The organism is Dactylosporangium sp. NBC_01737 (assembly GCF_035963215.1).
Lineage (GTDB): Bacteria > Actinomycetota > Actinomycetes > Mycobacteriales > Micromonosporaceae > Dactylosporangium.
The window spans coordinates 10578762-10593107 of record NZ_CP109153.1 but is presented as its reverse complement, the minus strand read 5'-3'; the positions used below and the strand labels follow the sequence as shown (position 1 = coordinate 10593107).

Genomic DNA, 14346 nt, shown 5'->3' with positions numbered 1-14346 from the left:
GCCCCAGGACCGGCACGAACGCACGCTGTATGTCACGAGCGAGCAGGCGCCTGATCAACAACCCGTCGCGCAGAGCATGTCAGAGATCCGGCGCAGTTCGTCCGACGGGGTTTGGCGGCCTGCCCAGTACCGCGGGCAGAACTTGCCGTCGCTGACCCAGACACCGTCGATCTCACGCCATCGCGCGGACCGGAACACCTCGTTGCCGGATGCCAGGTAGTCGGCGGCGACACGAACCACTGTGTCTGGCGCCGGCTTGTTGGTCACGAGTGCGAGGGCCCACGCGAACCAGTCGGCTGCCTCGTCGTCTGCGTCCGCGGCGCCCAGGATGGGGGCCAACAGCAGCAGGCGCTGCGCCACCGCCAGCCGGTCCGGCGCAGCGGCCCGGGCGATGGTGCGCAGTTCCGGCCACCGCAATCCGGGGCCGCGCCAATTGCCGCTGATCAACGCGAGAGGGACGCCGTGACCGGTGGGGGCCGCCAGCCAGAAGTCGGTCCAGCTCTCGTCATCCGGCAGCCACGTGCAGTCGGGACCGAGCATCCACAAACGCTGCAAGCAGTGCGCGATCACGATGACGCCCCCGGCAGGCAGCGGGACCGTGATCACCGGCCACGAGTCCGGCCGGTGCAACAGTTCGGTGTACGCCGTACGGGCTTGCGCGGGAGTGATGCCGCAGGCTGCGGCGATGAGGTCGCGTCGGCCATGTCCGATGCCGAGATGCGCGGCCCAGAAGTCGGGCCTGTCCAGCAGTGGTGTGCCGTCGGTGAGCAGCGTTACGGGTGGAGGCGGTGCCGGTAGAACTGTGTGTTCGTCGACGGCCCGCAGCGCGACTGCCAGTTCGACGCCATAGTCCGCTGCGATGTCCTCCGCGTTGAGTGGACAGTCCCACGCGGTCGTCTGATCGAAGCGCGTTTCGTAGCCGTGAAGGTCCACGACCTATGGTGCGCACATCTGTCCAATGGTCTGTCCGCGGGGTGCCGCACGTCCGATCGGCCGACGATGTGACGCTGCAACCGCGGATCTTTCCAGATCGCCGGCATGGAGCCGTCGGTGGACTTCTCGTGATACCCCGGCACCCTGTACGAGCCGGGGGTGCCGGGGTACTTCACCGTCATGGGTCGGCTCTTCGCCGGATACCTCGGCCTCGCCGGTCGGGCGACGCGACGCCACGGGCATCGGCGGCGCGCTCGGCGCGCTCATCGGGGCTGCCGCCGCCTCGTGGCCGGCCGAGATCTGGGCCGGCGGGCGCTCGCTCCGTGGGAGCACTGGTGGCCAGATCGACCCGGCGCCGTTCCTACCCCTGCCACCGCCGGGAATGGTCGGGTGCCGCATGTCAAGCGTGTGCGGATGCCGGCGATGGGGCAGCTACAGAGCCGTCGCGGTCTTTTCCAGGATGCCGGCAACTGCGCCGTAGTCGACGTCCTGCCCTGCTCGGATGTCGACGGCTTTGCGTTCACCGTTGCCCAATGCCCGGAGGAACCCCTTGACCTCCGGAACGTCCGTCGCGTTGAACACCATGAACGACACCTTGTCCTTGGCCACCGCGATGACGGCCGCGTAGTGCCCGTTCTTCAGGTAGTGCGGCTTGCCGTACTGGAGCCGCTCCTCGACGTCTGGGATGGTCTGTGCGACCAACGCCCGGAGTTTCTCGCACACATCGGTCTGCCACGGCTGCGCCTTGTTGATGTACTGCGTGACATCGTCACTCACGGTCTTCTCCTTCGGTGGGCGGCTTTGCGTGCTCAGGGGCGGGTGGGGCGGTAGGTCAGGACGATGACGCCGGAGGTGAAGGTGGTGCTGTCGACGAGTTCGACGGCGCCTGCGCTCTCGGGACGGAAGAGGGGCTCGCCGCCGCCCTTGATGACGGGGTAGATCCACACCTTGTACTCGTCCAGGAGCCCGTGTCCGGCCAGGTCGTCGGTGAGCCGGCCATTGCCCCAGATGAGGATGTCCTTGCCCTGTTCGGCCTTCAGTGCGGTCACGGCCTCGACGAGCTTGTCGCCGGGGATGATGTGGGAGTTGTCCCACGCGGCCGGCTTCTCGAGGGTGGCGGACACGGCGTACTTGGCGATGCTGTTGACGTGGTCCGCGTAGGGATTGCCGCCCATGGCCGGCCACGCCTGGGCCATGCCCTCGTAGGTGACGCGGCCGAGCAGCAGCGCGTCGCAGCCGAGCGTCAGGTTCAGCGCGTACGCCATGGCATCCTCGCTGTTGTGCTGCATGGACCACAGGTGCGGGTTGTCGATGAACCCATCGAGGGTGGCGTACGTCGAAGCGATGATCTTGCGCATGCGGGATTCCCCTTCTTGCTGTCGTGCCGATTTGACGGTCGTGGCGATCAACTGAGAAGGACTGTATAGTCAAGGTTCGTGATAGTCAAGATTCGTGACTACTTTCGGGAGGACTTCGTGGGTGACGATCGGCCGGAGCCGGACGTGGGCATGCTGACGGGCGCGTTCATGCGTGCTGTTCAGGACGAGCTGTTCGAGACCCTGGCCGAGCAGGGGCATCCGGACGTGCGGCCGCGCCACGGTTCGGTGCTGGCCTTCCTGGACCGCGAGGGGACCCGCGCGACCGAGTTGTCCCAGCGATCGGGGCAGCACAAGCAGATCGTCGGCACGGTTGTCGATGAACTCGTCCAGCTCGGTTACGTCTCACGGGAACCCGATCCCCATGACCGCCGCGCCAAACTCGTCGTGCCCACCGCCCACGGCCTTGACGAGATCACTCGTGCCCGCGCCATCCTCGCGGCGATTGAGCGCCGCCATGAGCAGTCGCTCGGCACGGAGGGGTACGCCAGCTTCAAGGCGGCGCTCCAGCGGATCACCCGCCTGCAGCGGCAGTGGCGCGACGGCCGCGTGGCGGACTCCGACGTGTAGAAACTCCAGCGCTTTGGCGGGACTTGAAGGGGCTTGTTACGGTGCTGATCATCTGTCGCTGGGCTCGTTCAGGAGTTCATGGTGTCGTACACCTTCGTTACAGCCGCTCGGATCGTCATGCCTCGGGAGGGCTTCGAATCGTGGCTCGACGCTCCAGTTGCGTCCGGCACGGTCATTGAGAACCCGGCCGAGATGTTTGCCGGCTGGTACTGGGGCGACCGCGAAGGGGAGGCCGATTGGAGCGACGCCGAGACCGGCCAGACCGCTCGCCAGCTCCTCGCCGAGCGGGTCGCCAGTCCCGAGGCAATGACCGTGCTGCGCTACCGGAACGGCGCGTTGGAGGCCTACCTGTGGACGGTCGGCTACTCCGGCTTCTGGGAAACGCCGGCGCGGCAGCTGCTCCTGATGCTGGCCGGCGCAGGTGCCTTCAAAGCCGACGACACCGAGGACTACGTCCTGTTCTGGGAGGACGCTGGAGGCATGCTGCCGGAACGCAACGAGGACGCGCTGCTGGCGCTGCTGGCCGCGGGCCGGCGCCGCGTGCGATTCGCCGGCAAGCGGCCGCTGGCCGACATTCTCGGCCGGCTCAAGCCCGTCGAGGAGGCCTTCCACGAACTGGCCGAGGCCCTGGACGACGACGATCCACAACCTTCTGCCGTCCTGCTCGACCCCACCTACATCGACCCGGCCGTGCTGAACCCGGTGCGGTAGAACGCGCCGGTAGCGTTCCCGCCATGCCGTTGACTCCTGCATTGACGGTCCTTGAAGGCCGCTTCGTACGTCTCGAGCCCCTCGCCCATGCCCATGTCCCCGCCCTGTTCGCCGCGGGCGGCCGGGACGACGAGGTCTGGCGCTGGCTGAGCGCGCCGACTCCCCGTACCGAATCGGACCTGCACGAGATCGTTTCCAGACGCCTCAAGGACGTCGAAGACCGCAAGCGGGTCGCATTCGCCGTACTGGACCGCGAAGAGGGTGCGGCGATCGGCACCACGAATCTGCACAGCTGGCATCGCGCCGACGGCCGCATCGAGATCGGTGGCACATGGTTCGGCAGGAGGTGGTGGCGTACCGCGGCGAACACCGAAACCAAGCTCCTGACGATGACCTATGCCTTCGAGACGCTCGGCTATACAGCCGTCGTCTGGCGCATCGGTGCCGGGAACCTCCGCTCACGAGAGGCGATCACGCGCATCGGGGCCACCCTGATCGACCCCGAACCGGAGGCCGCCGCCGAGCCGAGCCTTCTCCTGTACACGGTCCGCCTGGCCGAGTGGCCAGCTGCGAAGGCCCGCCTGTCCGAACGCCTGTCCAGGACGTAGACGCGTAAGGTCGTCGCCGTGGACGTGGAGGGCCTCGTCCGTCACGAGGTTTGAGCGCGACAACGCCGCCCGCCTCGTGGCATGACAGCGCACGCGATCGAGCCGGCTTGGTGCATCATGATCGGGTGTGAGCTTCGACGTCTTCCTTCAAGGGTTCGCAGGCGGCAAGGTGGCCACAGGGCGGCCCGAAGCCGCCGTTCAGGTCCTGCTGCCCTACATGGTCGGCGCACCCACCAACGGATACGTTCGCGTGCAGCTGCCCGACGGAGAAGCCGACGTCTACGGTGTGGGCAACTCCAGCCTCATGGTGAACCGTGCTGCAGGCGAACAGATCTGGGATCTCGTCGTCGCCGTCGCGACGGCCGCCGCATGGGTCATTGTCCCTGTTGGCTGCCCTACCTGCATCGTCGACGCCAGTCACGCCGACGAGCTTCCCGACGAACTGCGCGCCAACGTCATCCTGATCCACACCGGACCTGAGCTACTTCAGGCGATCCTCAGCAGCTGAGGCGGCGCGTAAACTCGGCGGCATGTGCGCGCACCTGACTGGCTCGCTCAACGATCGAGCGTGGCGATGACGTCGGTGTGTCCCGCCGATCAGCGGCCGGTCACGCCGTCGATGAGTTCTCTGAGGATGTCGGCGTGCCCGGCATGCCGGACGGTTTCGCTGGTCATGTGCGCGAGGACCCAGCGAAGTGTGCGGGGCTGGTCGTGCACCGGGTGCGAGGTGCGGACGTCGAGGTCGGCGGCCGCGCCGATGTGCGCATCACTGTCAGCGATCGCCGTCCGGTAGCCTGCGATGACCTGATCCGCGGACAGGTCCGGCGCGACGACCATGTCGAAGTCGACATCGGCGTACCGCGGGTCGCCGGCCAGGGTGTACCCGAACCAGTATCGCTCGGCGTCGGTCAGGTGCTGCACCAGTCCCAGCAGCGTCGTGTCGGACACGACCAAGCGGCGCCGCAGCTGCTCCTCGTCCAAGCCGTTGACCTTTTTCAGTACACAGGAACGGGCGAACGACAGAAACGCCAGGGCCGTGTCCATCTCGCCACCGTCGTTGAGCGGCGCACGTTCACGTTGCGACTCGAGCATGGTTGCGACTCTACGTCCCAGCCGGGCGGTGCCACGCCGGACAGCAGTACGAGCGTGCCCGCATTCCGTTCGAGGCTGGGCCTGGGTTGTTGCGCTATTCGGATACTCCCGCTGGAGCACTCGGTGATATTGGTGCCTGCCGTAGGGTCATCGCCTGTGATCACCGTGGCGACCTGGAACGTCCTGCATCGTGTCCACGCGGAGAACTGGGACGAGGAAGTGACGGGTCGCTGGCCGGACGAGCCAGAGCGGATTGCCGCAGTCACGGCGAGGTTGACCGGTCGCACCGAGCGTGTGATCGCGATGCAGGAGGTCAGCGGTGATCAGCTGGCCAGCCTGCACCAGGCCCTGCCACAGCGCACCGTGCACGCCCTGCGGTACCCGCGGATTCCGGCACCCCGCGGTGGCGGGTGCCTGCTGACCGATCCGGGCGAGTATCTCGTGCTCCTTGTGGATGGTGCGACCCGGCAGGTCGCGGCCGAGCCCTTCGAAGAGGACCCGGGCAAAGGTCTGCTCGCCGTCCAGACCGCTGGAGTGCTCGTGGTCGCCACCCATGTGAGCTTCGGGCAGCGGCGCACCGGTCATTTCCGGAGGACCGCGAAGGCGTGATTGTGGGTGCCGATTGTTCATCCGGCCTGCTCAAGCGGCACAGCGGGTGGCGCTGCCGGTCCGCTCGGCGTTGGGAGGGTCAACGCGCCGGCCATACCTGGACGTGGTGGTGCCGGAGACCTGGGGTAGACGGACATGCACGCTCGTACCCGGAACGCGGTGGATGGGCGGTTCAGGGTGTGGGTCGGAGGCCGTCCATCAGAATGTTCAGCAGGCGACTTGCCCGGGCGGCGTGCTCGGGCGGTTGGGCCACGGTGAAGATGCCGATGAGGCTGGCGGCGACGTCCTCGGCGGTGACGTCGACGCGGAGCTCGCCCGTCGCGCGGCCGGCGTCGAGGATTTCGTCGATGGCCGCGAGCAGCTCGGTCTGCGTTTGAGCATGGGCGATCTCGCCCGATTCGATCATTGCAAGCAGCGTGTCGAGCATGCCGTTCTTGGTTGCGATCCAGTCCCCGAACATGTCCATCCAGCGTCGCAGCGCCGCGGGCGGGGGAAGCTGGGCGAGTAGGTCGCGGGCGCCGTCGGTGAGCCTCACCACCTGATCGCGGTAGACCGCGTCGACGAGCGACTCGCGGGTGGGGAAGTGCCGGTAGAGCGTGGCGATGCCGACGCCGGCTTCGCGTGCGATCGCGCGCATCGACGGCTCGGCGCCGGCCGACACGAACGCGCGGCTCGCCGCTTTGAGGAGTTGGTTGCGGTTGCGAGTCGCGTCCGCTCGCAGCGCGCGAGTGTCTGCCTCTTCCAAAACGGATCACGCTCCGGTTGTGTTACGGTGGCTCCTGGAAACGGAGCATAGTCCACTTTGCTTGTTCCGCTCGTAGCCAGAGGAGCCAGGTGAGCATGCAGGAACCGAGCGTCACCACGTCGAGGACCACGAGCAGGGTGGTCCAGTTCGTCGAGTCATTCGGCGGTCCCGAGGTCCTGAGCCTCCGCGAGGTACCCGCGCCGCAGGCGGGCTCGGGGCAGATCCGCGTGCGGGTCACCGCGGCTGGACTCAACCCGATGGACTGGTTCATGACCTCCGACGCGGAGACCGCCACTCGATTCGGCTTGAGCCTGCCCTCCGGGTTCGGAACCGACTATGCCGGGGTCGTCGACCAGGTCGGTGACGGCGTGACCGGGTTCGCGGCCGGCGATCGAGTGTTCGGCGGCGCCCTCTCCCGAGCGGTCGCCGACCACGTGGTGATCGATGTGGCAGGGACCATCGCGGCGGGCGGCGACGCGCACCCTATCCCCGACGGCGTTGACGACCGTACAGCCGCCGTCCTTGCTATTGCAGGGTGCACGGCCGCCGCCGCGCTCGCTGTTGTCAATCCCGGCCCGGGCGACACGCTGCTCGTCGGCGGCGCGGCAGGCGGGGTCGGCGTGTTCGTCGTGCAGCTCGCCCAGCTCGCGGGTGCGCGGGTGATCGGGACGGGATCGGCGACGTCGGCCGAAGCCCTGCGTGCCCTCGGGGCCGAGCCGGTCACCTATGGGGACGGCCTGGTCGACCGGATCCGTGCCCTGGCTCCTGGCGGCGTCACTGCGGCGATCGACCTGTACGGGACGGACACGGTGCAGGCGGCACGAGAACTTGGCGTGCCTGACAAGCGCATCACCGCCATCGCTGCACAGGTCGACGGAATCACGTCCGCAAACGGTGCCAAGGCCGCGCCCGGCGCCATCGAGGAGATTGCGCGCCTGGTCGCGGCGGGCCGGCTTCGTGTGCCCATCGCGGCAACCTTCCCGGTGGAGCAGATCCGCGCCGCAGTCGAGCTGCAAGCCGGCCGGCACGTGCACGGCAAGGTAGTCATCGACCTCTAACTCTCACCGACCCGGAGTGCTCATCGGTACGAGCGTGCGTCAGCGACACCGAGCCGCAGCCACAAAGTGTGACGATCTCCTGGTCGCTCGCCGCGCGAGACCGGCGGCATGTGCGCGCGGGCGATAGCGTGGGGTGGATCTGTCGAAGGCGGCTGGTACCGTCCGACAGTGCAGCCGACCAAGCGGGTGAATCGTCATGAGGAATGGGTTGATGTCGACTTCTCGCACCAGGCGTTCGGCTGGTTCGGTGCGTTTGGGGGGACCTTTGTGCGCTGCGACTTCTCGGAGACATCGTTCGAGGGGCTCAGCGTAGGGCACGAGCGACAGACGCAGTTTGTCGACTGCCGATTCCAGCGGACCGTTTTCCGCTCGGCAACACCACTTTCCATGACGCGCGCTTCCAGCGGTGCGTGTTCGACGGCGCGCGGTTGCGCGACCTGCGCGTCGATTCGGTAGAGTTCGTCGATTGCGTCTTCCGCGGCCGGATCTGGCACACCATGTTCTTCGGCCGTCCCTTCATGGGTGGCCTTGTCGACCGGCAGCACAACGAGTGGCACGGCAACGACTTCAGCGCAGCCGACCTCGTCGACGTGAGCTTCTGCGACATCGACCTACACCTCCAGCGCTGGCCCGACACCGCCGAGTACGCCCTGATCGATCGAATTGACGAGCGGGTCGCAGCCGCGACGGCATCGGTCCGGAACTGGCCGGACAACGCACTGGTGGCGCTCAACGTTCTCCGAGACCACACGCACCGCGATCCACACGGCTTCGTGCTGGTCCGCAGGCGGGAACTGGGCCGCAGCCTGACACCACAGCTACGTGACCGATTGTGGGCGCTGCTCGTCGAGGACTACAACGACGACCAGACGTAGAGCTGCCGCCCGTCAGCGGAGGCCGCCCGCGCCAGATCTGCGAGGTCGAGCAGCCGCTCGACCTCCCAGTCCTCCAGCAGGTAACGGTCGGCATAGGAGCGAATCCGTTCGCCGTCCAGACGTGCCAGGGTGGCAACGAGCTCGGCATTGATTCGCAACGTCCAAGGGCCTTCGTACTCCTGGTCTGCCGGATCGAAGTTGATCGGTTCGTCTCGACCGAACTCGCTCTCATCACGTCCGTCTATCTCACTGGCGAATTCCTCGACCTCCAGCATCCAGCCCTTGCAATCCACGTATGGCCAGTCACCGCCGCCCGGGCCATCGTCAAGATCCATCGCTTCCAACTCGTGCGGTGTCGCCGCGAAGTAATGCGTCCAGATGCCCACGTCGCGCAACCTACCGCGTGGCGTGTACGGACGCTCATGCTCAGTCTGGATGCCCGCCCAATGGATCGATGGTCATCATCCGGCGCGGAGGATCGGGCGACAGCCAACCCGTCAGCTGGTCGTCGGGCAGTAGGGCAGCCCAGTCGATATCGGAGCGCGAGCGGGTGTTCGGATCGACCAACAGGCTGAACTCCCACGGCTGCTGTCCGTCCGGCCCGAACCAGGCGCGTCCGCGTATACAGGGCTCCGGAGGCCGCAGGTCGTACTCCTCGGCAACGAGACCGTCGCACCAGCTGCTCCGCAGTTGGACGTCGTCGAAGCCACGAACCTCGGCACAGATACGGAACTCCAGCCGTACCCAGTAGTCTTCTTCCTCCACGTGAATCTCCAATGGCAGCCGCGCTCAGATCACGTTGCCATGAGAACACAAGACTCCGAGATCCACGACGCTGTCCACAGGACATGGCGAGCGCGCCATCAGCGGCCATGAGCGGATGGCTGTGGTCGTGAGCGCGCCGAAGCGCGTCGGTGACGGAATCCGCCCGCCGCCACCGTCTCGCACGACCTGCGTACGTCCGCTGGTCTAGGGTCCTAGGGATGGTCATGAACGCACAGGAGGTTGTGGGCGTCATCGAGTCAGACCCGGGAGCGATGAGAGTTCTCCGGGCTGCGGCCGACCTGGGGCTACCGGACTGGTGGATCGGTGCCGGTTTCGTCCGCAACCGTGTCTGGGACGCGATGAGCAATCGTCCGGTCTCGCCGGAGCGCGACGTGGATGTCGCCTACTACGACCCGGAGCATCCGGATCCTCGTGAGGACGCACGCGCTGAAGCCCGAGCCATGTCGATTCTGCCTGGGGTGCCGTGGGAGATTCGTAATCAAGCACGGATGCATCTGCGCAATGGTGTTGAGCCCTACACATCCGCACTGGACGCGATATCGCGCTGGCCAGAAACGGCTACGTGCGTTGCGGTGACGTTACGGGGGGAGTCTGTTCACCTGGAGGCCTGCCATGGGATAGATGACCTTGTGGGAATGGTTGTCCGCCCATCTCCCGCCTTCGACGACGCAGCGGGCCGATCGATCGTGCAGCGCCGCGTGGAGAGCAAGGGATGGCTCGACCGATGGGCCGGACTGCGGCTGGAGATCTAACGCTCACGCCCTGTCCGAGAAGCCGACGGCATCCGCACATCGGCAGGAGCGGAAGCCTCGGCGCCGCTTGGTCTGTCACTCACTGTGACGACGGCGGTTCTGGCGCTGCGCAACACTCGCGGCAGAAGCGGATGCCCGTGTAAGACTTGGGCCAGGGTCGTTCGTGGTTGCAGGGCCAGCGGTGGCACTACGTGGAACCATCGATGAGCCAGGTCCTTACCACGGTCGGCACCGAACCGTCGCCATTTCCTGCCCACAGTTGGGCATCCAGCCCGTTGAAGTACACGAGCCTGTGGTCGTCGCCCCACCATTCGACGCAGAACCCGCTCAGCGCCGTCATTCGGCGCAGCTGTGGGTGACGTTCGCGTAGACCTTCCAGGTATGCGTTGGCATCCGGCGGGGTTTCCAAGGCTGCTGGGCGCTGGTGGCCGAGGTCGTGGAGCAGCGCGTCACACTCAATGAAGTGGTCGAGCGAGGGGAACGTCTGCACATCGACGTTAAAAAAACGGAACCAGACCGTCAGGTCAGGAAGCACGAAGCCGCTGCGGCACCCGTCCGGCGACCGATCCATGATGGCGTATTCAAACGCAGTCTCGGCCGTGTCGGGGTCCACCTCCAGCACCGGCTCGAAGACGATCTCGGCGTCTCGAAACGGGCTGCGGTAGGTGAGCCCGGAGTAGCGGCGTTGGAGCCGCCGTAGGGTGGCCAGCGCGACTTCGTCGCTTCGCCCGAGCGCCGCGAGCATTGCTGCCCGGCAGTCCTCATCGCTCGGACCGGTATCAACTGGGACCGTCCGCGCATGTGTGGCAAGGAAGGCCCGCGCTCGATCGCTCAGCGAACCTGGCGCATCAAGGATGTGCGGCACTCACACATCCTCCGGCATGGTGCACCGGTGAACCAGAGGCGGGCGGGCCATACGCACATCGGCACGACAGGAAGCCCTCGCCTCGTCGGGCCGGTCGCCGTCCGTGACGATCTCTGGAGCCGCGGCCGCACTCCAACTGCGGCAGATGCGCGCACGTGATCATGGTGATGGTCGGGTGGGTCGGCAATGGCTGCTCGTCCGTCACGGCATCACCAAGTCACCGACGAGTAGCCCTCCTGCGCCGAGGCATCGACAGCGAAACCGACTGACGCGCGATGGCGATGACGACTACGGTGGCCCGGTGAACCGGGAGCTGGCCTCAGCGATCGACACCCTGTACGACACCTTCGCCGCCGTGCCGAGGCCCACCGGCATCGGCGCGTGCCCCGGTTGCTTCGGCGCGGACGACGCCCGCGGCCTGCTGCGGCCGGTGCCGCTGCGGTCACTGCCGGCAACGGCGCTCGCGCAGTACGCCATGCACGTCGGCCTCACCGCCGGTGCGGCCGACGACTTCCGCCACTTCCTGCCCCGGATGCTGGAGGTCAGCGTCACCGACGGCTTCGGCGGCCCCGAGGTCGGCTTCGTATACCCCGAGGTCGACGCGTTCTTCGGTCGGCTGCGTTTCGCCGGCTGGACCACCTGGGACCCCGCCGAGCAGACCGCCGTCCGAGAATTCCTGGCAGCGTTCTGGCACGACGTCCTCACCACTGACCCCGACTGGACCTTCTCCGCGGACGAGGTCCTGTGCGGAATCGGCAACGCCGAGGACGACCTGACGCCGTACCTCGCCACGTGGGCTGCCCTGCTACCCGCCACGCATCCAGCCGCCCATCTGCGCCAGCAGCTCGCCCGCCAGCACGTCAACGCCTTCTGGGACGGCCGTGCCGCCCAGCTCGCCCAGGTCGCCGCTTGGCTCGCCGAGGCGCCCGCCGGGAGCTAAACCCAGCCCGCCGCCTAGAGCGATCACTCGGTCGGGGCCGCAGGCACTTTCACGGACCGGGGGTGCGCGCGACTCAACCACCCACCCAACCCGAAGCCAAGATCACACACGTGCGCGCTCAGTTCGGCTCAATCGCAAGCCCCAGCTCGCCGAGCAACTCACCGTCGGTAACGACCCCTGACCGGTGCCGAGCGCCCGCAGCGGCATGAGTGCGCGGGCAGTCAGTCCCCGGACCAGCCCCAGAAGTAGATCTCGGTCGGCATACCGGCGGCGTCATGTAGGACGGCGCATCGTCCGAACCAGCGGTGTTTGGCCAGATCGTCGATCACCTCCAGGTGGTCGCGAGTGACCTTCTCGACGCCGGCCCGGTCGAGCGCCTCCGCGGTGGTCACCGGAGCGATCGTTCCGTACTCGGGCTCGCCGTACTCGGCGGAGAGCCGATCAAACTCGAACGGCGAGGTCACAGCCACATCGAGCCAACCGAACTTCTGCGGCTCGCCGTCGGGCAGCACTCGCCGCATGTCGAGGATCGAATGGGTGCCCGACTCCTGGACCCTCTCGTCGGCGAAGAGCTCGTCGATGGTTCGGGGGCGGTTCGGATAATCGCGTGCGGACTTGCCCCACTCGCCCGGAACCGCCCACCAATAGTCGCCCTCGGTGAAGACCTTCGCCTGCAGCGTCTCGAACGCCGCCTCCAGATCGGGTTGATATTCCACGAAATAGCTCCACCCAGACGCACCCATGATCGGTACCCTAGGCGTTCACGCGGCACCACGAAACGCGCCCTCATCGGCCAGTTCAGTGAGCGCCGGGTCATTCTCCGGACCTGCGCACCACATACGGAGAGTCACACCGGCCGGCTGGCGGCGCGCTGCTCGGCGACAGATGCGTGCACCGCAGGCAGAATCGCGTGGTGGACTGGCATGAGCTTCTGTCGATGGTCGAGCGTCGGCTCGGGATGTACGTGGGGCGCCCGAGGTACGACCGCGCGTTCTCGGTGGTTACCGGGTTCGACCTCGCGCGAGGACGCGGCGAGTTGGCCGAGTTTCAACGGTGGATGTCTGAGCGTCACCAGGGCAGCCCGCTGACGTTCTGGGCGCTGATCTTGGTGGAGGCCTTCGGCGGTCAGGCAACCGAGGAGCACTTGGGCACTGACGAGGATCATCAGCTCGCTATCGGTCACCTTTGTCGGCGCCTCCGCGAATTCCTCGACCTCGACGCAGCAGGCCCTCCTGCACCGATCTGATCAGGCAAGCGGCGGTGGCGCTCATCGGCAAGGTGGTGCGTCCGCAGCGGCGACGGACAGTGACATCCGGTGACGGCTACGCCAGCGTCCGCGCGCACGGTCGGCGGCATGTGCGTGTGCCCTGATCAGGTGGTCGTGGCGATGGCCGTCCCGATGGGGTACCACTATGTCGGCCCGCCCGAGTTGCCGGGTGGAACTTCAGGTGGTGAAGAGGATGCCGGTGCGGCGCTCGCTGTCTGTCCAGAGTGCGGCGCCTTCGGTCGGGTCGTCGGCGCCGCGCGGCAGGCGGGTCGGAGCGGGCGGCCCGGCGTCCTGACGCCGTCCAGCCGGACCAACGAAGGCTCCATTGCGGGCGTCCGGGCTGGTGGCGGCGTACAGCGACGGCCAGGCCGCGCCTTCGGGGGAGCCCATGGCGACCCTGGCCAGCAGCGGGATGAGCCGGCGGATGAGCGCTCCGGACGTGTGCTGCTGCAGGTTGGTCAGGGCGGCGCCGGGGTGCACGGCGACCGCGGTCATGGCAGTGCCGGCCAGGCGACGGGCGAGTTCGATGGTGAAGACCACGTTGGCGCGCTTGGACTTCGCATATGCGGTCATCGGCCGGTACCGCTGGTCGCTCATCAGATCGGTCAGCGCGCCACTGCGCCAGCGGGCGGCCATGGCGCTGACGGTGACGATGCGGGCCGCCGGTGCCCGGCGCAGGGCCGGGAAGACGAGGGCGGTGAACGCGAAGTGGCCCAGGTGATTGGTGCCGAAGGTGAGCTCGAAGCCGTCGGCGGTGGTTCTGCGCTCTGGGATGTTCATCAGGCCGGCATTGTTGATCAGCAGGTCGACCGGGCCGCCGTAGACGATCTGCGCCGCGGCTGATCGGACCGAGTCCAGGCGGCCCAGGTCGAGGACGAGGGTGGCCAGGTCGGCGGCCGGCGTTTCGGCGCGGATCGCGGCGGCCGCGGTGTCGAGCCGGGTCCGGTCGCGGCCGGCCAGGATGACGCGGGCGCCGTGGGCAGCGAGCACTCGGGCGGTCTGCCAGCCGATGCCGCTGTTCGCGCCGGTGATGAGTGCGGTACGGCCGGTCTGCTCCTCGATCGCGTCCGGTGTCCACTGCGCCATCGTGACCTCCTAGGTAATGAACATTCATTTAATAGCGAGGACGGTAGGCGCCAGTGTGATCGCTTGTCAAATG

Annotated in this window: 20 protein-coding genes; 10 read left to right on the top strand and 10 right to left on the bottom strand. The window is 67.2% G+C overall.

The window, feature by feature from the left end; all coding sequences use genetic code 11:
- Positions 1-54: 54 nt before the first annotated feature.
- The 3 genes from OHA72_RS48690 to OHA72_RS48680 all read right to left on the bottom strand — a co-directional run bounded on the left by OHA72_RS48690 (position 55) and on the right by OHA72_RS48680 (position 2291).
- Positions 55-933, bottom strand: coding sequence for a hypothetical protein (locus OHA72_RS48690; RefSeq protein WP_327002899.1), 879 nt, complete (start codon positions 931-933; stop codon positions 55-57).
- Positions 934-1365: 432 nt separating this feature from the next.
- Entirely contained in the window at positions 1366-1710 is a 345-nt protein-coding gene (locus OHA72_RS48685) for a DUF1801 domain-containing protein (protein ID WP_327002898.1), read from the bottom strand.
- A 32-nt stretch (positions 1711-1742) separates the two neighbouring features.
- Positions 1743-2291 (bottom strand): dihydrofolate reductase family protein, encoded by a 549-nt coding sequence (locus OHA72_RS48680; RefSeq protein WP_327002897.1) that lies wholly within the window; start codon positions 2289-2291, stop codon positions 1743-1745.
- A gap of 78 nt (positions 2292-2369) precedes the next feature.
- Between OHA72_RS48680 and OHA72_RS48675 the strand changes: the two genes are divergently transcribed.
- From OHA72_RS48675 to OHA72_RS48660, 4 genes are all read left to right on the top strand, one after another.
- Positions 2370-2879: a MarR family winged helix-turn-helix transcriptional regulator gene (locus OHA72_RS48675; RefSeq protein WP_327002896.1), complete on the top strand. Its 510-nt coding sequence runs from the start codon at positions 2370-2372 to the stop codon at positions 2877-2879.
- 81 nt (positions 2880-2960) lie between these two features.
- A complete protein-coding gene (locus OHA72_RS48670) occupies positions 2961-3590 on the top strand; it encodes a hypothetical protein (protein WP_327002895.1) in 630 nt (209 codons plus the stop codon).
- A 23-nt stretch (positions 3591-3613) separates the two neighbouring features.
- The gene (locus OHA72_RS48665; protein WP_327002894.1) at positions 3614-4198 is read left to right on the top strand and encodes a GNAT family N-acetyltransferase; all 585 of its coding nucleotides are present in this window, start codon (positions 3614-3616) and stop codon (positions 4196-4198) included.
- 127 nt (positions 4199-4325) lie between these two features.
- Positions 4326-4706, top strand: coding sequence for a hypothetical protein (locus OHA72_RS48660; protein WP_327002893.1), 381 nt, complete (start codon positions 4326-4328; stop codon positions 4704-4706).
- Between the two features lie 89 nt (positions 4707-4795).
- Here the strand turns inward: OHA72_RS48660 and OHA72_RS48655 are convergent, their stop codons facing one another.
- Positions 4796-5290 (bottom strand): DinB family protein, encoded by a 495-nt coding sequence (locus OHA72_RS48655; protein ID WP_327002892.1) that lies wholly within the window; start codon positions 5288-5290, stop codon positions 4796-4798.
- A 156-nt stretch (positions 5291-5446) separates the two neighbouring features.
- Here OHA72_RS48655 and OHA72_RS48650 point away from each other — a divergent pair, with 156 nt between their 5' ends.
- Entirely contained in the window at positions 5447-5899 is a 453-nt protein-coding gene (locus OHA72_RS48650; RefSeq protein WP_327002891.1) for a hypothetical protein, read from the top strand.
- Between the two features lie 172 nt (positions 5900-6071).
- Here the strand turns inward: OHA72_RS48650 and OHA72_RS48645 are convergent, their stop codons facing one another.
- Positions 6072-6644, bottom strand: coding sequence for a TetR/AcrR family transcriptional regulator (locus OHA72_RS48645; RefSeq protein ID WP_327002890.1), 573 nt, complete (start codon positions 6642-6644; stop codon positions 6072-6074).
- A gap of 95 nt (positions 6645-6739) precedes the next feature.
- On the opposite strand from OHA72_RS48645, the gene OHA72_RS48640 reads away from it, so the two are divergent.
- Together OHA72_RS48640 and OHA72_RS48635 are read left to right on the top strand one after the other, a co-directional pair.
- Complete coding sequence (locus tag OHA72_RS48640) at positions 6740-7702, top strand: NADP-dependent oxidoreductase (protein WP_327011808.1); 963 nt, start codon at positions 6740-6742, stop codon at positions 7700-7702.
- A gap of 410 nt (positions 7703-8112) precedes the next feature.
- Entirely contained in the window at positions 8113-8577 is a 465-nt protein-coding gene (locus OHA72_RS48635) for a hypothetical protein (RefSeq protein ID WP_327002889.1), read from the top strand.
- On the opposite strand, the gene OHA72_RS48630 is transcribed toward OHA72_RS48635, so the two are convergent.
- Positions 8556-8963 carry a hypothetical protein gene (locus OHA72_RS48630; protein ID WP_327002888.1) on the bottom strand — a complete coding sequence of 136 codons (408 nt, stop codon included), beginning with the start codon at positions 8961-8963 and terminating at the stop codon, positions 8556-8558. The genes OHA72_RS48635 and OHA72_RS48630 overlap by 22 nt on opposite strands.
- Positions 8964-9003: 40 nt before the next feature.
- Positions 9004-9342 (bottom strand): hypothetical protein, encoded by a 339-nt coding sequence (locus tag OHA72_RS48625; RefSeq protein ID WP_327002887.1) that lies wholly within the window; start codon positions 9340-9342, stop codon positions 9004-9006.
- Positions 9343-9566: 224 nt separating this feature from the next.
- Here OHA72_RS48625 and OHA72_RS48620 point away from each other — a divergent pair, with 224 nt between their 5' ends.
- Positions 9567-10115: a nucleotidyltransferase family protein gene (locus OHA72_RS48620; protein WP_327002886.1), complete on the top strand. Its 549-nt coding sequence runs from the start codon at positions 9567-9569 to the stop codon at positions 10113-10115.
- 187 nt (positions 10116-10302) lie between these two features.
- Here OHA72_RS48620 and OHA72_RS48615 read toward each other — a convergent pair whose 3' ends face one another.
- The gene (locus OHA72_RS48615; RefSeq protein ID WP_327002885.1) at positions 10303-10980 is read right to left on the bottom strand and encodes a hypothetical protein; all 678 of its coding nucleotides are present in this window, start codon (positions 10978-10980) and stop codon (positions 10303-10305) included.
- A 301-nt stretch (positions 10981-11281) separates the two neighbouring features.
- On the opposite strand from OHA72_RS48615, the gene OHA72_RS48610 reads away from it, so the two are divergent.
- The gene (locus OHA72_RS48610) at positions 11282-11920 is read left to right on the top strand and encodes a hypothetical protein (protein ID WP_327002884.1); all 639 of its coding nucleotides are present in this window, start codon (positions 11282-11284) and stop codon (positions 11918-11920) included.
- Between the two features lie 221 nt (positions 11921-12141).
- Here OHA72_RS48610 and OHA72_RS48605 read toward each other — a convergent pair whose 3' ends face one another.
- Positions 12142-12636 (bottom strand): hypothetical protein, encoded by a 495-nt coding sequence (locus OHA72_RS48605; protein ID WP_327002883.1) that lies wholly within the window; start codon positions 12634-12636, stop codon positions 12142-12144.
- Between the two features lie 197 nt (positions 12637-12833).
- Between OHA72_RS48605 and OHA72_RS48600 the strand changes: the two genes are divergently transcribed.
- Positions 12834-13166, top strand: coding sequence for a hypothetical protein (locus OHA72_RS48600; RefSeq protein WP_327002882.1), 333 nt, complete (start codon positions 12834-12836; stop codon positions 13164-13166).
- Between the two features lie 198 nt (positions 13167-13364).
- Here OHA72_RS48600 and OHA72_RS48595 read toward each other — a convergent pair whose 3' ends face one another.
- Complete coding sequence (locus tag OHA72_RS48595) at positions 13365-14273, bottom strand: oxidoreductase (RefSeq protein ID WP_327002881.1); 909 nt, start codon at positions 14271-14273, stop codon at positions 13365-13367.
- Positions 14274-14346: the final 73 nt, after the last annotated feature.